Source organism: Actinoplanes oryzae, assembly GCF_030757795.1.
Taxonomy (GTDB): domain Bacteria; phylum Actinomycetota; class Actinomycetes; order Mycobacteriales; family Micromonosporaceae; genus Actinoplanes.
In genome coordinates this window covers 21,845-42,827 of sequence record NZ_JAUQWH010000055.1, presented here as the reverse complement: position 1 = coordinate 42,827, position 20,983 = coordinate 21,845, and the positions used below count along the sequence as shown (strand labels likewise).

Annotated in this window: 19 protein-coding genes and 1 pseudogene; 12 read left to right on the top strand and 8 right to left on the bottom strand. The window is 73.3% G+C overall.

Features of this window, described 5'->3' with window-relative positions; genetic code table 11:
- Positions 1–21 precede the first annotated feature (21 nt).
- From RBH18_RS19590 to RBH18_RS44140, 3 genes and pseudogenes are all read left to right on the top strand, one after another.
- The gene (locus RBH18_RS19590) at positions 22–1,536 is read left to right on the top strand and encodes a UDP-N-acetylmuramoyl-L-alanyl-D-glutamate--2,6-diaminopimelate ligase (protein WP_306209820.1); all 1,515 of its coding nucleotides are present in this window, start codon (positions 22–24) and stop codon (positions 1,534–1,536) included.
- Positions 1,533–2,402, top strand: a pseudogene (locus tag RBH18_RS19585) (UDP-N-acetylmuramoyl-tripeptide--D-alanyl-D-alanine ligase); the annotation flags it as partial. The gene RBH18_RS19590 and the pseudogene RBH18_RS19585, both read left to right, overlap by 4 nt.
- A 6-nt stretch (positions 2,403–2,408) precedes the next feature.
- Complete coding sequence (locus tag RBH18_RS44140; protein ID WP_372338945.1) at positions 2,409–2,510, top strand: LuxR C-terminal-related transcriptional regulator; 102 nt, start codon at positions 2,409–2,411, stop codon at positions 2,508–2,510.
- 142 nt (positions 2,511–2,652) lie between these two features.
- On the opposite strand, the gene RBH18_RS19575 is transcribed toward RBH18_RS44140, so the two are convergent.
- From RBH18_RS19575 to RBH18_RS19560, 4 genes are all read right to left on the bottom strand, one after another.
- A complete protein-coding gene (locus tag RBH18_RS19575) occupies positions 2,653–4,155 on the bottom strand; it encodes a glycoside hydrolase family 130 protein (protein WP_306209818.1) in 1,503 nt (500 codons plus the stop codon).
- On the bottom strand, positions 4,152–5,237 hold the full coding sequence (locus tag RBH18_RS19570) for a glycosyltransferase (protein ID WP_306209816.1): 1,086 nt from the start codon (positions 5,235–5,237) through the stop codon (positions 4,152–4,154). Before RBH18_RS19570 ends, RBH18_RS19575 begins: the two co-directional genes overlap by 4 nt.
- Positions 5,234–6,379 (bottom strand): glycosyltransferase, encoded by a 1,146-nt coding sequence (locus RBH18_RS19565; RefSeq protein ID WP_306209814.1) that lies wholly within the window; start codon positions 6,377–6,379, stop codon positions 5,234–5,236. Before RBH18_RS19565 ends, RBH18_RS19570 begins: the two co-directional genes overlap by 4 nt.
- 106 nt (positions 6,380–6,485) lie before the next feature.
- Positions 6,486–7,493: a glycosyltransferase family 4 protein gene (locus RBH18_RS19560; protein ID WP_306209812.1), complete on the bottom strand. Its 1,008-nt coding sequence runs from the start codon at positions 7,491–7,493 to the stop codon at positions 6,486–6,488.
- Positions 7,494–7,554: 61 nt separating this feature from the next.
- On the opposite strand from RBH18_RS19560, the gene RBH18_RS19555 reads away from it, so the two are divergent.
- Positions 7,555–9,249: an alpha-glucosidase gene (locus tag RBH18_RS19555; protein WP_306209810.1), complete on the top strand. Its 1,695-nt coding sequence runs from the start codon at positions 7,555–7,557 to the stop codon at positions 9,247–9,249.
- Between the two features lie 92 nt (positions 9,250–9,341).
- On the opposite strand, the gene RBH18_RS19550 is transcribed toward RBH18_RS19555, so the two are convergent.
- The gene (locus RBH18_RS19550; protein WP_203839018.1) at positions 9,342–9,488 is read right to left on the bottom strand and encodes a hypothetical protein; all 147 of its coding nucleotides are present in this window, start codon (positions 9,486–9,488) and stop codon (positions 9,342–9,344) included.
- A 164-nt stretch (positions 9,489–9,652) separates the two neighbouring features.
- On the opposite strand from RBH18_RS19550, the gene RBH18_RS19545 reads away from it, so the two are divergent.
- A complete protein-coding gene (locus RBH18_RS19545) occupies positions 9,653–10,171 on the top strand; it encodes a hypothetical protein (protein WP_306209805.1) in 519 nt (172 codons plus the stop codon).
- A complete protein-coding gene (locus RBH18_RS19540) occupies positions 10,168–11,043 on the top strand; it encodes an NADP-dependent oxidoreductase (protein ID WP_306209803.1) in 876 nt (291 codons plus the stop codon). The genes RBH18_RS19545 and RBH18_RS19540 overlap by 4 nt, the downstream gene beginning before the upstream one ends.
- Here RBH18_RS19540 and RBH18_RS19535 read toward each other — a convergent pair.
- Positions 11,033–13,339 carry a putative bifunctional diguanylate cyclase/phosphodiesterase gene (locus tag RBH18_RS19535; protein ID WP_306209801.1) on the bottom strand — a complete coding sequence of 769 codons (2,307 nt, stop codon included), beginning with the start codon at positions 13,337–13,339 and terminating at the stop codon, positions 11,033–11,035. The genes RBH18_RS19540 and RBH18_RS19535 overlap by 11 nt on opposite strands.
- Positions 13,340–13,464: 125 nt before the next feature.
- On the opposite strand from RBH18_RS19535, the gene RBH18_RS19530 reads away from it, so the two are divergent.
- From RBH18_RS19530 to RBH18_RS19515, 4 genes are read left to right on the top strand one after another with little or no spacing between them, the layout of a single operon-like run.
- Positions 13,465–15,462 carry a peptidoglycan recognition protein family protein gene (locus tag RBH18_RS19530; RefSeq protein ID WP_306209799.1) on the top strand — a complete coding sequence of 666 codons (1,998 nt, stop codon included), beginning with the start codon at positions 13,465–13,467 and terminating at the stop codon, positions 15,460–15,462.
- A gap of 38 nt (positions 15,463–15,500) precedes the next feature.
- The gene (locus RBH18_RS19525) at positions 15,501–15,953 is read left to right on the top strand and encodes a hypothetical protein (RefSeq protein WP_306209797.1); all 453 of its coding nucleotides are present in this window, start codon (positions 15,501–15,503) and stop codon (positions 15,951–15,953) included.
- Between the two features lies 1 nt (position 15,954).
- Complete coding sequence (locus tag RBH18_RS19520; RefSeq protein ID WP_306209795.1) at positions 15,955–17,172, top strand: MFS transporter; 1,218 nt, start codon at positions 15,955–15,957, stop codon at positions 17,170–17,172.
- Positions 17,135–17,671: an NUDIX domain-containing protein gene (locus tag RBH18_RS19515; RefSeq protein WP_306209793.1), complete on the top strand. Its 537-nt coding sequence runs from the start codon at positions 17,135–17,137 to the stop codon at positions 17,669–17,671. The genes RBH18_RS19520 and RBH18_RS19515 overlap by 38 nt, the downstream gene beginning before the upstream one ends.
- Here the strand turns inward: RBH18_RS19515 and RBH18_RS19510 are convergent.
- Complete coding sequence (locus tag RBH18_RS19510) at positions 17,661–18,596, bottom strand: sugar kinase (protein ID WP_306209791.1); 936 nt, start codon at positions 18,594–18,596, stop codon at positions 17,661–17,663. The genes RBH18_RS19515 and RBH18_RS19510 overlap by 11 nt on opposite strands.
- A 96-nt stretch (positions 18,597–18,692) precedes the next feature.
- Here RBH18_RS19510 and RBH18_RS19505 point away from each other — a divergent pair, with 96 nt between their 5' ends.
- Together RBH18_RS19505 and RBH18_RS19500 are read left to right on the top strand one after the other, a co-directional pair.
- Complete coding sequence (locus RBH18_RS19505; RefSeq protein ID WP_306209789.1) at positions 18,693–19,253, top strand: hypothetical protein; 561 nt, start codon at positions 18,693–18,695, stop codon at positions 19,251–19,253.
- Positions 19,253–19,735, top strand: coding sequence for a hypothetical protein (locus RBH18_RS19500; RefSeq protein WP_306209787.1), 483 nt, complete (start codon positions 19,253–19,255; stop codon positions 19,733–19,735). Before RBH18_RS19505 ends, RBH18_RS19500 begins: the two co-directional genes overlap by 1 nt.
- A 35-nt stretch (positions 19,736–19,770) precedes the next feature.
- Here RBH18_RS19500 and RBH18_RS19495 read toward each other — a convergent pair whose 3' ends face one another.
- Positions 19,771–20,916, bottom strand: a complete 1,146-nt coding sequence (locus RBH18_RS19495; protein ID WP_306209785.1) for a cytochrome P450 — start codon at positions 20,914–20,916, stop codon at positions 19,771–19,773.
- Positions 20,917–20,983 lie beyond the last annotated feature (67 nt).

Here is a 20,983-nt window from a genome sequence, read left to right as displayed (position 1 = left end):
GACCGGGTAGGGTCTGACGCCGTGTCCGGCATTCCCCGTCCCCAGACTGTCCGGCCGTCCCGGCTGACCGACCTGGCGCGTCTGGTCGACGCCGCCGTGTCCGGCCCGGACGCCCAGGTCACCGGCGTGACGCACGCCAGTGGCGAGGTCCGCTCCGGCGATCTCTACGCCGCCCTGCCGGGTGCCCGGCGGCACGGCGCGGAGTTCGCCGCCGCGGCCGTCGCGGCCGGTGCCGTGGCCGTCCTGACCGACCCCGGCGGGCGCGAGCTCGCGGCCGCCGCCGGGGTGCCCGTCGTCGTGGTGGACGACCCCCGGGAGTCACTCGGTGTGATCGCCTCGGCGGTCTACGGCGACCCGGCCGGGCGGCTGACGATCATCGGCCTCACCGGGACCGCGGGCAAGACCTCCACGGCGTACCTCGTCGAGTCCGGCCTGCGCGCCGCGGGCCTGACCACCGGGCTGATCGGCACGGTGGAGACCCGCATCGGCGACACGGTGGTCAAGAGCTCGCGCACCACGCCCGAGGCGACCGACCTGCACGCGATCCTCGCCGCCGCCGTGGAGCAGGGCGTCACCGCCGTGGTCATGGAGGTGTCCAGCCACGCGCTGGTCATGGGCCGGGTCGGCGGCGTGCGGTTCACGGTCGGCGGCTACACCAACTTCGGCCAGGACCACCTCGACTTCCACGCCGACTCGGCCGAGTACTTCGCCGCCAAGGCGCGCCTCTTCGACGGCCGCTGCCGCTTCGAGGTGCTCAACGCCGACGACGCCGCGCTGCGGCCGCTCTTCAAGCCGGCCACGATCAGCTACTCGGCGGCCGGCGACAGGTCGGCCACCTGGTCCGCGTCGGACGTCACGGTGGACGGTGCGGGGCAGCGCTTCACCGCGCACGGGCCGGCCGGCGCCGTACGCGCGGGGGTGGCTCTTCCGGGTCTGCACAACGTGGCGAACGCCCTGCTGGCCCTCGCCAGTCTCGTCGCCGCCGGGATCGACCCGCAGGTGGCCGCCGACGGCATCGCGGCGTGCCCGGGCGTGCCCGGCCGGCTCGAGCGCGTCGACGCCCCCGGCGAGGTGCTCGGCGTCGTGGACTACGCGCACAAGCCCGACGCGATCGTGGCCGCCCTGGCCGCGCTGCGCGAGCTGGCGACGGCCCGCGGCGGCAGCCTGGTCTGCGTCATCGGCGCGGGCGGCGATCGCGACCGGGGCAAGCGCCCGCTGATGGGTGCCGCCGCGGCGCGGGGCTCCGACGTGGTCGTGGTGACCGACGACAACCCGCGCACCGAGGACCCGGCGGCCGTGCGCGCCGCGGTCCGGCGGGGAGCGGAGGAGGCCGGCGCGCCGGCGAAGATCATCGAGGTGGCGGGCCGCCGGGCCGCCATCGACGAGGCGGTACGGCTGGCCGGCCCCGGCGACGTCGTGGCCGTCCTCGGCAAGGGACACGAGCGGGGCCAGGAGGTGAACGGCGAGGTGCTGCCGTTCGACGACCGCATCGAGCTGGCCGCGGCCCTGACCGCGAGCTTGGGAGGAACGCAGTGATCCGGATGACGCTGGCGGAGATCGCCACGATCACCGGCGGGACGCTGGTCAACGCCGGCCCGGACGCCACGGTGACCGGCCCCGTCGAGTACGACACGCGGCTGCTGGAGCCCGGCGGCCTGTTCGTGGCGTTCGCCGGCGAGCGCGTCGACGGCCACGACTTCGTCGCCGGTGCCGTGGCGGCGGGCGCCGCCGGTTACCTCGGGACGCGCGACGTCGGCCAGCCCGGCGTGGTCGTTGCCGAGCCGCTCGAGGCGCTGGCCAAGCTCGCGGCGACGGTCGTCGAGCGGCTGCCCGAGCTGACCGTCGTCGGGCTCACGGGCTCGTCGGGCAAGACGACGACCAAGGACTACGTCGGGCAGCTGCTGGCGAAGCTGGGGCCGACCGTGGCGCCGGCCGGGTCGCTGAACAACGAGCTCGGGTTCCCGTACACCGTGCTGAAGGCCACCACCGGCACGCGCTTCCTGGTGCTGGAGATGGGCGCGCGGGCGGTCGGCCACATCGCCTACCTGACCGGCATCGCCCACCCGCGGATCGGCGTGGTGCTCAACGTCGGCGCCGCGCACATCGGCAAGTTCGGCTCGGTCGAGGGCACCGCCAAGGCGAAGGGCGAGCTGGTCGAGGGGCTGCCGGTCGAGGGCCTGGCCGTCCTCAACGCCGACGATCCGCTGGTCGCCGGCATGTTTCCGCGCACCAAGGCGCGCGTCGTGCTCACGGGCGAGTCGGCCGACGCGACGGTACGCGCCGAGGACGTGACCGTGGACGGGCGCGGCCGGGCGGCGTACACCCTCGTCACGCCGGAGGGCAGCGCGCCGGTGCCCGGGCTCGTGGCGCAGGGCCGCACCAACCAGGAGATCGGCGCGGCCCTGCGGATGAGCACGGCGACGGTGAAGTCCTACGTGTCGCGGATCCTGACCAAGCTCGACCTCACCAACCGGGTCCAGGTCGCCATCCTGATCCGCGACGCCGAGTGAGGCACCGCGGTCCGGCGGTGCCTGCCGTGCACGCTCGTGCTGGCCGCCCCGGTGCGTCCGTCCGGCCGCGGCCGCGTCGAGCACGAAGCACCGCGCCGGCCGTTCGTCGTCCCGGCCCGGGTGCCCGGCCGGCGGCGACGGCTCAGGCCACGGGGACCATGGCGCCGAGCAGGACCTCCATGCTGATGCTGGCGAAGCCGACGCGGACGTCGCTGGCGCCGTAGGGGAGCCAGAAGCGGCCGTCGTGGATGAGGCCGCCGCAGGAGTAGACGACGTTCGGGACGTACCCCTCGCGCTCGATCTCGTCCGGCTCGAGCAGGCCGCTCGGCAGGTCGGCGATGACCCGCTCGGGGTGGTCGAGGTCGAGCAGCATCGCGCCGATGGCGTAGCGGCGCATGGGCCCGACGCCGTGGGTGAGGACGAGCCAGCCGGCCGGCGTCTCCACCGGGGAGCCGCAGTTGCCGACCTGGATGAGGTCCCAGCCCCGGTGCGGCATGAGCAGCGGGACGGCCTCCTGCCAGCGGTTGGACTCGTCGCGCTCGCTGAGCCCGAGCGTCTCGCCGTCGGAGCGGCACAGCGCCAGGTGCCGGCCGTGCACCGGCCGCGGGAAGAGCGCCATGCCCTTGTTCCGGGCGGCCGGCCCGCGCAGCGCGGTGACCTCGAAGTGGCGCAGGTCGCGGGTCTGGAGCATGCGGCCGCCGATCTGCCGGCCGTCGTAGGCGGTGTAGGTCGCCGCGTACGACATGCGGCCGTCCTCCTCGACGACCTGCACGAAGCGCGCGTCCTCCATGCCGTTGCTCTCGGCGGGCGCGGCCGGCCACAGCACCCGCTGGTGCAGGGGCACGGTCACGGGGAAGACGACGGCGTAGTCGGCGGCGACGATCTCGCGCATGACGGCCAGCGTCTCGCCCGTGGTGGGCCGGGCCAGCAGCTCGCCGGGCAGGTGGCCGAGGATCTCCTCGAACTCGTCGTCGGAGTAGCGCTCCGGCAGCGCCGACAGCACGGTCGCGGACAGCTCGGTCTCGATCTCGTGCTCGGCGAGGCCGGCGGCGAGGAGGTCGCGCTGGTGCTTGGCGCCCGTACGCTCGCCGACCATCAGCGGCCCGTCTCGCCCCTCGAGCTCGATGCGCTCGCCGGGCCCGACGACCGCGGAGCAGAAGCCGATGGACGAGATGTGCCCCTCGCCGATCTGGCGCAGGCTGACGGCGACCCGCAGCTGGCCCGGCTGGAGTCCGCTCTGGTCGGGGTGCGGCACCATCGACGGGTTGCACAGGGCCGCCGCCTCGACCGCGAACTCGTGGCTGAAGTACGCCCCGATCAGCGACCGCGCGTTCGGCGACAGCTCGATGTCCGGCGGCACCCGGTGGTGCACCAGATCGAAGTGGTGCGCGAAGGTCGTCAGCAGGTCGTGGTGCCGCCCCGCGAAGCGGGACAGCACGTCGTCGAGCAGGCGGGCGATCTCGTCCTCGTCGAGCTGCAGGATGCGGTCGATCAGGCTGGACACCCGGTTGCGGCCGGACTGCGCGTCCTCGCCGGGCAGGAACAGCTTGATGACGACGCGGCGCCCGTCGGGCTGCATCGTCAGCGCGTGGCGCAGGGCGAGCGAGGAGGTCTGGGCCTGATGCGGGTCGAGGATTGCGGTCACGCCAGTCCCCCTGACGGTCGGGTCGCGCCGCGCCGGGCTGCCCACGCGCGGGCGTGCTGCAGGGTGGCGACGAGGGCGAGAGTGGATTCGGCTCCTTGGTTCAGATTAGGGCCATCCGGGGTCAAACCGTCATGACATCCACCAGTCAGGGGGTCGTACATGACAAATCCGCCGTCGTTGTCGCCCAGGAACCACGCGACGGCCTGGAACAGCGGGGCGTCCCAGGCGTCGTCGCCGGTCACGGCCGCCGCGGTGGCGCACGCGTCGGCGGTGGTGGCCGCCTCGATCGGCTGCTGGTCGTACCGGTGCTTCGGGATGCCCGGCCGCCACCCGCCGACGGGGACGGCCGACAGGTGGCCGTCGTGCTCCTGCATCTCGCAGAGCCAGCGCAGCATGCGCAGGCCGTCGGAGAGCAGCGGCTCGTCGCCGAGCAGGTCGCCGGCGTGAATCAGCACCTCGGCGAGCGCCGGGTTGGCGTAGGTCAGCTCGCGCTCGGGCCACACCCATTCCGGGTCGCCGCCGGGCAGGCCGATCACGGTGGCCGCGTCGGCCAGCAGCTGTCCGGCCTCGCGGCACGAAGGGTCGGCGCGGAGCAGGGCGGCGGCGCCGAGCCCGGCGAACGCCATCGCGCGCGGCCACGGCGAGCGCTGCCGGGCGCCGATGAGGAACGCCGTACGGGCCTCCCGCCGGATCCACGGGACGGTGCTGCGGGCGGCGGCGGTGCCCAGTCCGTGCAGTGCCCGGCCCCACCAGTCGCCGGTGCCCGGTTCGTCGAGCCAGCGCCGGTCGTACGAGAGCCGGTTGCGCACCCGCCCGTCCGGCGCCATCGCGTGCGTGAGGAAGGCGAGCCACCGCTCGGCGAGGGCCGTCACCTGAGCGGTCGGCTGCACCTCGCGCGCCGCCACGAGCAGTCCCCGGGCGACGTCGTCGACGCAGTAGCCGTGCTCGCGGCGGGGGATGGCGTGCCGGGCGTGCTCGAGCAGCCCGGTGTCGTCGGAGAGCCGGGCGAGGTGCGCCCAGTTCGGCTCGGGCGCGTCGATCAACTGCAGCGGCGGCGGTACGAGCCGCAGAGTCACGCTCATGCGGGCACCGACGCGGCGACCGCGGGCGTCCGGGCGGCGAGCAGGCCGGCGGCGAGGCTCTGGTAGCGATGGGCGACCGCGGGCCAGCGCAGCGTCGGTCCGCCGGTCAGGCCGGTGAGGTGCCCGGCGACGTCCGGGGCCTGCAGCAGGTGCCGGATCGCGTCGGCCATGGCCGCCGGGTCCTGGTGCGGCACGAGGATCCCCGGCCCGTCGGCGAGCAGCTCGACGGCGTGCGGGAACTCGGTCGCCACCACGGGCACGCCGGCGCCGACGGCCTCGATCAGCACGCCGGAGGTGACCTGCTCGGTGGAGTCGTACGGCAGCACCACCACGTCCGCGGACCGGATCAGCCGGCTCAGCGACGCCGCGTCGAGATAGACGTCCTCCCAGCGCACGCGGTCCGCGACGCCCAGCTCGGCGGCGAGGGCCTGGAGCGAGTCGCGGTAGACGTCGCCGTGGTGCTCGAGCACCTTGGGATGCGTGCGCCCGGCGACCGTGTAGACCGGGCCGCTCAGGTGCGCCAGCGCGCGCAGCGCCCACTCGATGCCCTTGCCCGGCCCGAGCAGCCCCCACGTGAGCAGGTGCGGGACGTCGTGGCGTTCGCGCGGCACGCTCGTGTGGCTCGCGGCGCCGTGCGGGATCACTGTCACTTTGCGCCGGTCGACCACGTACCCGGTGGTGAGGCGTTGCCGTGCGGTGTCGGTCATCGTCACGACGGCGTCGGCGGCGGCCACGATGCGTTCCAGCACCGAGCGCTGGGACGGCGTCGGCGTGGTGAGCACGGTGTGCAAGACGACGATCTTCGGGACTCGCACGGCGCGCAGCAGGGGCAGCACCTCGTCGCCGTCGAGGCCGGGATAGATGCCGTACTCGTGCTGCACGATCGCCACGTCGAAGCGGTTGAGGGCGTTGGCGGCGGCGGTCCAGCCGCCGGGCGTACCCGTGTGCCAGGTGTGCACGACGCGCGGTGCGGTGTGGTCGATCGCCAGGCCGCCGTTGTCGACCGCCTCCGACGAGAGCAGCCGGACCACGCCGCTGCCGGGCGTCCCGCCCGTCAAATGGCCGGCCAGCGCGGCATTGAAGGTCGCCAACCCGCATTGGGTCGGCGGATACGTACTCAGGAATCCGTAGGTCACGGGCATGACAGGGCCCTTTCTGATCAGGCGGCCGCCTCCCCGCGCGCGCGGAAGAACGAATTGGAACCTTTCCGGAGAATCGCCGCGAATGGTTAATTCGACGGTAACAAAATCAAGCCGATCGGCTGAGAAGTTTGCGATACATCGCCAGGTAGTCGTCGACCATCCGGTCGGCCGAGAAACGGCTGCGGGCGTGGGCCCGGCACGCCGCCCGATCGAGCTGCCCGATGGTCTCGACGGCCGCCACCGCCTGGTCCACGTCGTCGGCCAGCCGCCCGGTGACGCCCTCGTCGACCACCTCCGGCATGGACCCCTTCCGGAACGCCACCACGGGCGTCCCGCAGATCATCGACTCCACGACGGAAAGGCCGAACGGCTCGGCGAACCGGATCGGGTGCAGCAGCGCGGCGCCGCTGCCGAGGATCCGCGCCCGGTCGGCCGGCCCGACGGATCCGAGGTAGACCACCCGGTCCCCGTCGATGTGCGGCTCGACCCGCTCGCGGAAGTACGCCTCGTCCTGCACGATCCCGCACAGCGTCAGCCGCCGCCCGGCCCGCCGCGCGATCTCGACGGCGAGATCCGTGCCCTTGTCCGGATGGATGCGTCCGAAGCAGATCAGGTCGTCGCCGCCGGGTGCGAACGGCAGCGTCTCCACGTCCACCCCGTGATAGATCGTGCCGAGGTAGTCCAGGTCGTGGCTGCGGTCGGCGTCCGAGATCGACACGTACGCCGACCGCGCCCGCCGGTACGCGGGCAGGATGTTCCGCCCGGAGAAGCCGTGGATCGTCGTCAGCAACGGCGCCGCGCAGTGCTCCGAGAACGCCAGCGGCAACCAGTCGAGATGGTTGTGGACGAGGTCGAACTCCGCCGAGCGGCCCAGCGCGTACGCCACGTGCAGCGCCTCCCACACGCGGCCGTCGAGGTCCGGATCCTCCTCGTAGCCGTGCACCGCGACACCGTCGAGCGTGGCCTTCGTGACGGAGTCGAGCGTGGCGAAGAGGGTCACGTCCACGCCCCGCGCGGTCAGCCCCTCGGCGAGCAGGCTCGTGACGAGTTCCCACGGTCCGTAGTGCACCGGAGGCGTACGCCAGGCGATCGGTCCCAGCAGCGCGACCTTCATGATCCTGAGTATGCGAGCGGAACGCGTGTTCCGTCCGTGGTTTGCGTGTTAAAGAGGGACCATGGACAACCCGTGGTGGCACAGTGCTGTCGTCTATCAGATCTACCCGCGCAGCTTCGCGGATGCCGACGGCGACGGGATGGGGGATCTCCGCGGGATCATCGACCACCTCGACCACATCGCCGGGCTCGGCGTCGACGTGCTGTGGCTGTCGCCGGTCTACCCGTCGCCGCAGGACGACAACGGCTACGACATCAGCGACTACCAGGACATCGAGCCGGTGTTCGGCACCCTGGCCGACTTCGACGAGCTGCTGGCCGGCGTCCACGACCGCGGCATGAAACTGATCATGGACCTGGTCGTGAACCACTCGTCCGACGAGCACCCCTGGTTCGTCGAGAGCCGTTCGTCGCGCACGAGCGACAAGCGCGACTGGTACTGGTGGCGCCCGGCACGCGAGGGCTTTGAGCCCGGCACGCCCGGCGCCGAGCCGAACAACTGGGGATCCGTCTTCGGCGGCCCGGCGTGGGAGTTCGACCCCGCGACCGGCGAGTACTACCTGCATCTGTTCAGCCGCAAGCAGCCGGACCTCAACTGGGAGAACCCGGCGGTCCGCGAGGCGGTGTACGAGATGATGAACTGGTGGCTCGACCGCGGCGTCGACGGGTTCCGGATGGACGTCATCGACCACATCTCCAAGGACGTGGCGCTGCCGGACGGCGCCGTCGCACCCGGGTCGCTCTACGGCGTGGGCGCCCCGCACTACATGCACGGCCCGCGCAATCACGAGTTCCTGCACGAGATGCACCAGAAGGTCTTCGCCGGCCGGGAGGCGCTGCTGACCGTCGGCGAGATGCCGGGCGTGACCGTCGAGGAGGCGGTGAAGTACACCGACCCCGCGCGGGGTGAGGTGGACATGGTCTTCAACTTCGACCACGTGTGGGTGGACCGGGGCGCGGACCCGTGGCAGCTCTACCCGTTGCAGCTGACCAAGCTCAAGGGCATCTTCGCCCGCTGGCAGGCCGGCCTGCAGGAGAAGGGCTGGAACAGCCTCTACTGGAACAACCACGACCAGCCGCGCGTGGTCTCCCGCTACGGCGACGACTCGCCCGAGTGGCGCGAGCGCTCGGCGAAGATGCTCGGCGGCGTGCTGCACCTGCACCGCGGCACCCCGTACGTCTACCAGGGCGAAGAGCTCGGCATGACGAACTATCCGTTCGGCACGATCGCCGACTTCCGCGACATCGAGGCGCTCGGGCACTACGCGCAGGCGACCGAGCACGAGGGCCGGTCCCCCGAGGACGTGCTGACCGTGCTCCGGGCCCGCAGCCGCGACAACGCCCGTACGCCGATGCAGTGGGACTCCTCGGCGCAGGCCGGCTTCACGACGGGCACCCCGTGGCTCGCGGTGAACCCGAACCACAAGGAGATCAACGCCGCCGCGGCGGTCGCCGACCCGGACTCGGTCTACCACTTCTACCGCCGGCTGATCGCGCTGCGCCACGAGGAGCCCGCCGTCGTGTACGGCGACTTCACGATGCTCATGCCGGCCGACGAGCGCCTGTACGCGTACACCCGGCGGCACGGTTCGACCGAGCTGCTCGTGATCGGCAACTTCACCGGGGAGCACGTGCCGGCCGACGTGCCGGACGCCGGGGCGTGGCAGGAACTGGTCCTGACCAACGCCCCGGCGCCGGAGAAGTGGGTCCTCGAGCCGTGGCAGCTCGTGGTCTACCGCCGCACGGTCAGCGGGTGAGAAGAACCGCACGGTCAGTGGGTGACAAGAACCGCACGGTCAGTGGGTGACAAGAGCCGCGCGGCCGGCGGTGCGGCGAAGCGCGCGGGACGTCAGGCGGTGATGGTGTCCCACGAGTAGGCCAGCAGCGCGAAGGCGGCACCGAGCAGCGCGAGCGAGATGCCCCGCGTCCCGATCGGCAGCGCGGCGAGGACGAGCAGGATGACGGCGATGATGTAGAACAGTCCCTGGATGGACATCGGAGAGCCTCTATTCTGTGGGGGTGTGGCGGCGCGGCATGTACCCCGGGCGGGAGCGCTCCCAAACATGATCGGCGCCGGGGCACGATCTGGGCCGCGAACTAGCACCGGCTGAGTACTGCTACTCACGTCCAGGCGCACGCGGCCCGGAAGGCTCTTCTCCCATGACGAACTTCCTCCACTGGCTGGGCCGGTTCACCGTCGGGGCGCTGGGCATCGGGGCGTTCACCGTGGTCAACGCGACGGTGGCGTGGTGGTGGATCGGGCCGCAGGGCTCGGTGCCGCCGGGCACCCGGGCCGACTACGCGGTGCAGCCGCCGCAGATCGCGCCGGGCGTGGAGGCGGCCGCGGGCGTCTTCGGGCTGCTGCTGGCGGTCGCGACCGTGGCGGTGCTCGGCTGGGCGACCGTCACCCGGCGCATCTCGGCGCGCTGGTGGCTGGTCGTCCCGGCGGTGGCCGCCGCCGGCTGGACGATCGGGCTCATCGGCCGCACCGTGACCGCGGCGGTCATCGGCGCCAACATCGGCGCCGGCCTGGCGGTCCTCGTCCTCGGCCCGCTCGCGGTGGCGCTGCTGCTCTGGTCGGCCGTCTGGGCCGCGATCCTCGTGCGCTCGATGGTGCGGCCGCCGTCGCGCCCGCGCTTGACCTCCACCGGTGTTTACCTTGCACGATCGGCCGCATGAGAGCTGTCGTGTTCGACCGCTTCGGCGGTCCCGAGGTCCTGCGCATCGCCGGCCTGCCCGATCCGGAGCCCGGTCCGGGTGAGGTCCGGGTGCGGGTGGCCGCCGCGGGGGTCCAGCCCTTCGACGTCGCCGTGCGGCGCGGCGTCATGACCAAGCTGCCTATCGCGTTCCCGCAGCGGATCGGCCAGGAGTACGCGGGCGTCGTCGACAAGGGCGACCTGCCGATCGGTACGCGGGTGCTCGGCTCGACGATGCTCAGCGGGCACGCCACGCATGTCGTCGTGCCGGTCGCCACCGCCGTCCGCAAGCCTGATCACCTCGACTTCCCCACGGCGGCCGGGCTGGTCGCCGCGGCGCAGACGGCCTCCGGGGCGCTGCTGGACCTGGCCGTGACGGCGGGCGACGTCCTGCTCGTGCACGCGGCCGCCGGCTCGGTGGGCACGCTCGCCGTGCAGCTGGCCCGGAAGGCGGGCGCCACGGTGGTCGGCACGGCGAGCCCCGGCAACCACGAGTACCTGCGGTCGCTGGGTGCGCTGCCGGTGGCGTACGGGGACGGGCTGGTCGAAGCCGTGCGTCAGCTCGGCCTGAAGGTCACCGTGGCGCTGGACGCCGCGGGCGGCCGGGCGATCGGGCAGTCCGTCGAGCTCGGTGTGCCGCCGGACCGTGTCGGGACGATCGTCGACGATGTCGCCGCGGCCCAGCACGGAACGCGGGTGGTGCGAGCGGCCCGGTCGCCCGAACGCCTCGCCGCCGTCGTCTCCCAGCCCGACCTCGTCATGCCGATCCGCGCCTATCCGCTCGATCGGGTCGCCGAGGCGCACGCCGCGGTGGAGAGCCGGCACGGCCGCGGCAAGGTCGTGCTCACGACGTGATGAACGCCGACGCGCGCAGGGGCTTGCCGAAGAGCCAGCCCTGGCCGAGCTCGCACCCCTGCTCGACCAGCCAGTCGCGCTGCAGGTCCGTCTCGACGCCCTCGGCGACCACGCGCAGGCCGAGGGCGCCGGCGAGCGCGAGCACGGCCCGGACGATCTGCTCATCCGTGCCGCCGGTGCCGACCGACGAGACGAACGAGCGGTCCAGCTTCACGACGCCCACGGGCAGCCGGTTGAGATAGCTCAGCGACGAGTAGCCCGTGCCGAAGTCGTCGACGGCCATGACGACGCCGAGCGCGTGCAGCTCGTCGAGCGTGGCCAGGGCCGTGGCCAGATCCTCCATCACGCCGGACTCGGTGATCTCCAGCCACAGCGCTTCGGGCGGCAGCCCGGTCTCGGCCAGCACGTCGCGGACCACGCCGACCAGCGCCTTGTCCCGCAGCTGGCGGACGGACACGTTGACCGACACGTGCAGCGGGCGCGTACCCGGGGCGGCGGCCGCGCGCCAGGCGGCGAGCTGGTGCACGGACTCGCGCAGCAGCCACGCCCCGGCCTCCACGATCAGCCCGGTCTCCTCGGCGATCGGGATGAACCGCAGCGGCGACACCGCCCCGAGCTCCGGGTGCTCCCAGCGCATCAGCGTCTCGAAGCCCTCGCGCTCGCCGGTGGCCAGGTCGACGATCGGCTGGTACGTGGCGTAGAGCTCCCCGCGTTCCAGGGCGCCGCGCAGCGCCTGTTCCAGCAGCAGCCGGTCGCGCACCTCGTCGCGCAGCGAGCTGTCGAACAGGGCGTACGCGTTGCGCCCCGAGCCCTTCGCCTTGTACATCGCCGTGTCGGCGTCGCGGATCAGCTCGAGCGCCTCGGCGCCGCCGGTCGTCTTCGCCACGCCGATCGAGGCCGAGACGACGACGCTGCCCACGGACAGCTCGAACGGCCGCTCGAACTCGGCGAGCACCCGGGCGGCCAGCGACTCCGCCGTGGCCGAGTGCGACGGGCTGGCCAGCGCGATCACGAACTCGTCGCCGCCGATCCGGCAGACCAGGTCGGTGCTGCGGACGATGGCGCCCAGCCGGCCCGCGACCGCGCACAGCAGCTCGTCGCCGACCTGGTGACCCCAGTGGTCGTTGATCATCTTGAACCGGTCGAGGTCGATGAAGAGCAGGCTGATCTCCTGCTGCTGGTCCCGGGCCCGGTCGCCCCACGCCGTGATCGTCTCGCTGAGCAGCTCGCGGTTGGGCAGGTCGGTGAGGGCGTCGTGGGTGGCGCGGCGCCGGCCGGCGCTCTCGGCGCGGGCCCGCGAGTCGTTCGAGCGCACCACGCGGAAGAGCACAGCCATGATCATCAGTACGCAGAGCGTGGCCCGCACCGCGCCGTCGACGACACCGTGCATCGTCTGCACCGTCGTCATCACGACCGGCACGGCCACGAGCAGCGCGATCGTGATCATGCGGGGCATCCCGAGGACGCGCACGATCACCTGTTGCGGCTCGGTGAGCGTCCGCATCGAGGGGTGCAGCGTGCCGGCCCCGAAGAGCAGGAACGCGCCCGTGAAGAGCGTGTTGATCGCGGTGAGCGGGACGTTCGCGAGCTCGTTGTCGCGCAGCATGAAGAGCAGATCGCCGATGAACATCGCGGTGGACCCGGCGATGAGCAGCCACAGCGCGGGCGTGCGCGCGCCGCCGGCGAGGGCCAGCTGGGCGACCAGCATCATCAGCACGACGTCGATGACCGGGAAGAACGCGTTGGCCACCCGGATCGGGTCGATGCCGCTCTGGTCGATCGTGGGCGACATGACGAACGTCCACGCCATGAAGGCGGCGGCGGCCCCCACGAGCAGGGCGTCGCTGCGGGCCGGGTCGTCGTCGGCGGCCCGGCGGCGGCGCAGCATGCTTGCGAACGCGTACCCCATCACCAGGTAACCCGGGACGACGAAGGCGTCGGGCCAGAGCGATTGCAGGGTCGGCGGGGAGTCGCTCGCGCCCGGGACCACGGCGCGCATGACCATGCCCGCGAGGAAGAGCAGCCCGGCGACGCCCATGTGCACCCACGGGCGGCGATCGGCGGGTACGGCGACGCGGAGGGCTCCGTACCAGACCGCCGACAGCGCGCCGAGGATGCCGGCGAGGCCGGCCAGGTCCTGCACCGGCGCCGGGCCCGCGACGAGCAGGCCCGCGAGCACCGCGCTGCCGGCCAGGAACGACCGGAACACCACCGTCGTGTACGGCGGCAGGGGCGCCCGGGCGACGCCGGCCGCGGGTGCCGCCGGCGGGCGCTCCGGGGCGAGGGCAGAGGTCACATGACCATGATCGGCATCCCAGCCTCTGGGCTTAACGCGACAAATATACGCGAAAGCGCCCACGGATCGTGAGTTCGTTTCATCCTGGTCTGGGCCGGTACGAAGTCATTCGCGGGGGGATACGCGTGAAGAGCGCGCACAGGCGAGTCCTGAGTACGTCACTGGGTACGACGATGCTGCTGGGGGCGGTGGTCGTGGTGACCGCTGCCGGAGGGTCGCCGGCACTGTCATATGCCGGGGCTTCCTTGCAGACGATTCCGCTCGGAGTGAGCCGCCAGGCCTTCTCCGCGCCCCGGGCCACCGGGCCGTTCAGCCTGGTCGGGGCCACCTGGGCCGACGCCCGGGAACGGTTGACCGCCACGGTCGAGGTGCGCACCCGCCCGGTGGCCGGGCAGTGGACCGCCTGGCAGCCGCTGGAGGCGGACAACCCCGCCCCGGCCGCACCCGGCTCGCGGGATGCCGCGGCCGCGCGGGGCAGCACGGACCCGCTGTGGGTCGGCCCGTCCGACGGCGTCGAGGCGCGTGTCGCGGGCGGCGGCGCCGTGCCCGCCGGGCTGCGGCTCGACCTGATCGACCCGGGCACGGGCGCCGCCGCGCCGGTGCTGGAGCGCAAGGCGGTCACCACGCCGACGCGACCCGTCCCGCCCGTGGTGACCCGGGCCCAGTGGGGCGCCGACGAGGATCTCGTGAAGGGTGCGCCGGAGTACACGACCGACGTGAAGGTGCTCTTCGTGCATCACACGGCCGGGACCAACGGCTACAGCTGCGCGGACTCGCCGGCGATCATCCGGAGCATCCAGGCGTACCACGTGAAGAGCAACCACTGGAACGACATCGGCTACAACTTCCTCGTCGACAAGTGCGGCACGCTCTTCGAGGGCCGGCGCGGCGGCATCACCAAGGCCGTGCTGGGCGCGCACACGCTCGGCTTCAACGCGAACAGCGCCGCCGTGGCCGTGCTCGGCAACTACTCGTCGGCCGCGGTCTCGGCGAAGGTGCGTACGGTCATCGCGCAGCTGGCCGCGTACAAGATCGCGGGTTACGGTCATGCGCCCGGCGGCCGCGCGGCGCTCGTCTCCAGCGGCAGCGACCGCTACGCCAAGGGCAGCACCGCGATCCTCAACCGCATCTCCGGGCACCGCGACACGGGCATGACCGAGTGCCCGGGCAACGTGCTCTACCGGCAGCTCGGCGCGATCCGCAGCCTCGCCTCCGCGGCCCCGTCCCGCCCGGCGATCACGAAGATCAACGGCGCGGTCCAGTCGGGCGGCACGTGGTTCACCCGCGGCACGATCCGGCCGTACTGGACGCCGGGCACGGTCTACCGGCTGATGAACCGCTACGACGTGTACGTCGACGGCGTCCTCACCGCGTCGGTGCCCCGCGACCAGCGGCAGCAGCTGCTCACGCTGACGCCGGGCAAGCACACGATCCGGGTCCAGGCGCTCGCGCTCAACGGCCGTGCGACGTACACCGACACCGACGTCTACGCCGACGCGACGCTGCCGGCCTTCGCGAGCGGGCCGAGCGTCTCGCTCCGCACCGGGTCGCTCGACAGCATCGTGCCCGTCCGGCTGCGCTGGTCGGCATCGGACGCCGGCGGCCTGCGCACCATCGCCCTGACCAGCCCGGTCACCCGCGACCTCGGGCCCGGCGCGACGGTCTGGGCGGGCACGGTCCGCTTCAACACCGCCACCGTGTACGGCCTCCGCGCCACCGACCGCGCCGGCAACGTCCGATCGGTGGCCACCACCCGGACCGCGGCGCTGCTGTCGGACGGCAGCGCCACGCGCACGGGGGCGTGGCGCACGGCGACCGGGACGGCGTACCTGGGCGGTCAAGCGCTGCGGGCGACCACCGCGGGCGCGTCGCTGAGCTGGACCTTCACCGGCCGCTCCGCCGCACTCGCGGTGACCCGCACCGCCATCTCCGGCGAAGCCCGCATCCTCGTCGACGGCGAACCAGCCGGCATGATCGACCTCCGCGCCACCGAAACCCTCCACCGGCGCGCCGTCTGGACCCGCTCGTGGACCAGCACCGGCCGGCACACGGTCACGCTCGTCGTCGAGGGCACCAAGGGCCGCCCGGGCGTGATCTCCGACGGCCTGGTCTACGTGAAATAGGCCGGATCACCGCCGCCGACGCCGCACGCCAGCTCGGCGTGAGCCAGGCGCTCGCGTCGCACCACCTGCGGCAGCTGGCGAAGTACGGCTTCATCGAGCCCGGCCCGGCCGGCGACAACCGCGAGCGCCCGTGGCAGGTCGTCTCCACGTCGCACGACTTCCGGGCCGCCGAGTCCGACGGCGAGGGGCAGGACGCCGTCGAGCTGCTGGACCGCTACATGGCCGAGCAGGCGCTCGCGCAACTCACCGAGTGGCAGGAGCGCCGCGCCGACGAGGATCCGCGCTGGACCGAGCTGGCCGGCACGAGCCAGTCACTGCTCTACCTCACGATCGACGAGGTGGCCGACCTGCGCCGGGCGATGGACGACCTGTTCACCCGGTGGGTGCGCGAGCGCCCGATCGGCGAGCCGGGCAAGCGTCCCGCGGACGCGGTGCCCGTCAACGTCACCACCGTTCTCACGCCGCTGCGGCCCACCGCCTCGGGCGGCTGAGGTGGCGTGGCACGCCGGGCGGGACCTGCGTCTGCTGCTCGCCGCGAACCTCGTCTCCCTGGTCGGCGACTGGACGTTGCGCACGGGGATCGCGTACCAGATCTATGTCCTGACGGGGTCCACGCTCGCGTCCGCCGGCGCCGTTCTCGCGTCGCTGATCCCGCCGATCGCGCTGGGCACGCTCGCCGGCACGGTCGCGGACCGGGCCGACCGGCGGCTGCTCATGGCCGGCGTCAACCTGCTCATGGCCGTCGCGCTGCTGCCCCTGCTGGCCGTGCACGGTGCCGGGGACGCGTGGCTCGTCTACGCGGTGCTGGCCGTGCAGAGCTGCCTCGCGCCGTTCTTCGCGACCGCGGAGGCGGCGCTCCTTCCCGCCCTGACGCCGCCCGACCGGCTGGTCACCGCCAACGCGCTCAACGGCCAGATCCGCGACATCGCCCGCCTGCTCGGCGCCGCGCTCGGCGGCATCGTGGCGGCCGCCGGCGGCATCCCGCTGCTGGCCGTGGCCGACGCGGCCAGCTTCCTGCTGGCTGCCGGGCTGCTCTTCCTGATCCGGGTACGGCCGGTGCGCTCGGCCGCCTCGCGAGCTGCCGGCCACGGCGGCTGGCGCATCGTGGCGCGGTCCCGGGTGTTGCGCGTGTTCGTGGCGTTCAGCCTGGTCACCGGGATCGGGGAGGCGGCGATCGGCGTGCTAGCGGCCCCGTTCGTGCGCGATGTGCTGGGCGGCGACTCACGGGCGTACGGCTTCGTCATGGGCGTGCAGGCGGTCGGCGGCCTGGCGGGCGGGCTGGCGGTGACGCTCGTCGGTCATCGGTTCCCGCCGCGGGCGATGTTCGGCTGGGGGACCGTCGCCTTCGGGCTGGTCGACCTCGCACTGTTCCTCTACCCGCTGGTGTGGCAGGCATTGTGGCCGGCCGCCGTGCTGATCGGGCTCGCGGGACTGCCCGCCGCCGTCCTCGTCGCCGGCGGCCTCACCGTCTTCCAGCGGGCGACGGCCGAGGCGGAGCGCGGGCGGGTGTGGGGTGCGATCACCACCGTGGACTCCGGGGCGATGCTCGCCGGGACGCTCGCGGCGGGCGCGCTGGCCGGGCGCTTCGGGGTGCTGCCGGTGATCACGACACAGGGGGCGGCGTACACCTTGGCGGGCGTCCTGGTCGTGCTCGCTCTGCGACCATCGGACGATGCTCCCCGCGCTGATCTCCGGCTTGCGCCCGCATGACGACCTCGAGGCGGCCCATCTCGCCGATGCCCGGGCATGGCTGGGCTCGACCGGCGACGTCTATCGGCGGGTGAAGCCCGCGACCCCGCCGAAACACCTCGTCTCGTACGTGGTGCCGACCGACCCGGACACCGGCGACGTCCTGCTGGTGGACCATCGCAACGCGCGGCTCTGGCTGCCGCCGGGCGGTCACGTGGAGCCGGGGGAGGATCCGGCCGCCGCCGCGGCCCGGGAGTTGCGCGAGGAGCTGGGCGTGTCCGGGGCCGCGGCCGAGCCGGTCTTCCTGACGGTCACGGTGACTGTGGGCGTCGACGCCGGGCACACGGACGTGAGCCTGTGGTACCCGGCGACGGTGTCCCGGGATGCCGGGCTGGCCGTCGACGCGGGCGAGTTCGCGGCCGTTCGCTGGTGGACGCGGGCCGAGGTGGCGGCGGCGGATCCGGCGCGGTTCGACCCGCATCTGGGGCGTTACCTGGCGAAGACGGCCGTCAGCGGGTGACGTTGTCGGTGGCGGTCGTGAGGGTGGCGAGGTCCGCGCGGGTCGCCAGGTTCTCGCAGTCGCCGGGGACCGTGACGGCCCAGGCGCCCGCGGCGATCGCGGTGGCGAGGCGGTGCCGGGGCGGGGCGCCCGCGAGCCGGTCGGCCAGGTAGCCGGCGACGAAGGCGTCGCCCGCGCCCACCGGGTCGACGACGGTCACGGACAGGGCGGCGGCGTCGTGCGGGTCGCCGTCGATCAGGGCGGTGCAGCCGCGGGCGCCGTCCTTGACGATCACCTCGCGGGGGCCGAGGGCGGCGAGCGCGGGCAGGGGCGGGCCGTCGGCCACGAGGGCGGCCTCGTCGGGGCCGGCGAAGACGATGTCCGCGCGGGACGCCAGGTCGCGCAGCACGGGAGCGGCGTCGAAGCGGGACCAGAGCTTCGACCGGTAGTTGAAGTCGAACGAGACGGGGACGCCGGCGTCGCGGGCCGTCTCGACCGCCTGGAACACGGTCGCGCGGGCGGTGCTGCTCAGGGCGGGGGTGATGCCGGTGACGTGGAGGACGGCTGCCGCCCGTACGGCATCGGGGGGAATGTCGGCCGGGGACAGCCGCGAGCCGGCGCTGCCCGCGCGGTGGTAGTCGACGTGCAGCAGCCCGGCGGTGCGCCGGTGCTTGACCATCAGGCCCGTGAAGGCGGTGTCGCGCAGGACGACGGCGTCCACTCCCTCGGCGCGCAACCTGTACTCGATCAGGTCGCCGGTCGCGTCCGTCCCCGCCCGCCCGATCCACGTGGCCGTGCCGCCCAGCCGGGCCACTCCGACGGCGACGTTGCTCTCCGCGCCGCCGATGCCGAAGGTGACCCCGCGGGCGTGCTCGAGGCGCCCGATCCCGTCGGCACCGACCAGACCCATCGTCTCGCCGAACGTCAGCAGGCCTCCGGAGGTCATGCCCCGCCCCTTTCCTCGGTGGGCGTTCAGCATCCCCTCATCACCCGGTCCGAGGCCAGCGGTGCGCCGTCCGCCCGGCATCGCTACGGTGGTCGCGTGTCTGAGATCCCGTGGTGGGGGCTGCCCCTCGTCGCCGTCGTGTTTGCCCTGCTAGGAGCCGGTTTGGCCGTGCTTTTCGAGGCCCGGGACCGGTTCGCGCGCGCCCGGGCGGCGCGCACCGAGCGGTGGTATTCGGAGCGGCGGGACGCCTATGTCGCGCTGCTCGCCCAGTTCGAGCGGTCGGCGGCGCGGCTGCGCCTGGCGCTCGACTCGGGGCAGCCGATGCCGGCGTCGCACCTCTATCTCGACGAGGCCGGCCCGGCGCTCATGCGGGTCCGGCTGCTGGCGTCCGGGCCGGTGCGCAGCGCGGTCATGGCGGTCCACCTGCTGCTGGAGAAGGTGTACGCCCCCAGTGTCACCCCGCCGCCCGGCGTCGACTCCACCAAGGCCGTCCGCGAGATGCTCGGCCACGTGCCGCTGGTGATGCAGGAGCTCGAGGCGGCGGTCCGCGAGGAGCTGGAGATCCGCCTCACGCCGCCGCCGGCGCTGCCCGAGGAGCCGCCGGGCCGGTCCCTCCGGCTCCCCTCGCGCAAGCCGAAGGAACCGGTCGAGTCGTAATGGGGTTCTTCGGCAACTTCCTGTTCGCCGGCGGCGCCTGGGCCTCGTACGACTACGAGGAGCAGCTGCCCGAGGCCGGCGAACCGTGGCTCGCGGTCACCGTGCACGACAGCGACGTCGCGACGGTCAGCTACCAACCCGCCGGTGCGGGCAGCGGGGTGGCCTATCTGGGTCTCACCCCGCGCACCTATTTCGAGTCGGCGGACGCCTCCCCGCCCACGGACGTGGCGCGCGAGGCGGCCGGCCTGGCGGCGTGGTGGGCCGCGCTGACCGGGGCGGCGACCGCTGCGCGCCGGGCCAAGGAGGCCGAGCTGGCGGAGTACCTTGCCGAGGACATCGAGCCCGACATCGACCTGGACGAGGAGCTCGACGTCGACGAGCTCGACGACGCGGAGCTCTTCGTGGAGATCAAGACGGCCCTGTTCCTCCGGGCGCTCGGCCTGCCGCTGCCGGCCGAGCTGGAGCCGATGGCCCCGTCATAGGGCCACCTCGAGGGTGCGCAGACGCCACGCCCCCGTCATAGGGCCACCTCGAGGGTGCGCAGACGCCACGCCCCCGGGTCGGGCATCCGCTCCGCGGCGGCGAGCGCGATGCCGGGGAAACGCTTCAGCAGCGCGGTGACTGCCACCTCCACCTGAACGCGGGCGAGGGCCGCGCCGAGACAGAAGTGCGGCCCGTACGCGTACCCGAGGTGACCGCCGGCCGGTCGCCCGAAGTCGAGCCGTTCCGGGTCGGGGAACGCGCGCGGGTCGCGGTTGACGGCGGCCAGGGCCACGGTCACCGGTTGTCCCGCCTCGATGGGCGTACCGGCGATCTCGATCGGCTCTCTGGTCCACCGCGGCAGGGTGAGCAGCTGCGGCCCGGCCCAGCGGGTCATCTCCTCGACCGCGGTGGGCGCGAGCCCCGGGTCGGCCCGCAGCGCGGCCAGGTGCGCGGGATGGGTGAGCAGCAGCTCGACGGCGTTCGCCACGAGCACGGCCGGCGTCTGCCCGGCGAGCACGAGGTGCCAGACCAGCGTGACCAGCTCCGTCGCGGTGAGCCGGTCCGGCACGCCGATCAGCTCGGACAGCAGATCGGGACCGGGATCCCCGGTGCGCGCGGCGACGGCGGTCTCCGCGTCCCGCATGATCTCCGGGATCGCCGCCACGAATGTCCGGCCCTGTCCGGCGGCGATCGCGGCACCGTACGCGCGCCAGTCGTCCCGGCGGTCCACGGGGATGCCGACGAGCTCGGTGATGACGTCCATCGGCAACGGCTGCGCGAGCCGGGTCAGGAAGTCCACGCGTCCCGTGCCGTCGTCGAGATCGTCCAGCAGCCGGTCGACGATCTGCTCGATCCGCGGCCGGAACGCGGCGGCGCGACGGGCGGTGAACGCCGGCGACACGAGCCTGCGCAGCCGTGCGTGCTCCTCGCCCTCGGTCTGCTGCATCGTGCGCAGGTACTTGCGGCAGTGCTCCGGCACCTGCAGCGGCAGGTACGTGTCCTCGGTCAACGCCACGCGCGGATCGCTGAGCAACGTCTTGGCGTTAGCGTGCCGCGTCACGGCCCACATGTGGCCGAAGCCCGGCGTCACGAGGCGGACGACGGGCGCTTGCTCGCGCGCCTTGCCGTACGCGGAAAAGGGGTCTCGCAGCACCTGCGGGTCGGACAGGTCGATCTCCATGCCGGGCCACCTCTCGGATGCTCGTCCCAGATGTTCACATCATCTGGATGGCGACGGTATCCTGACG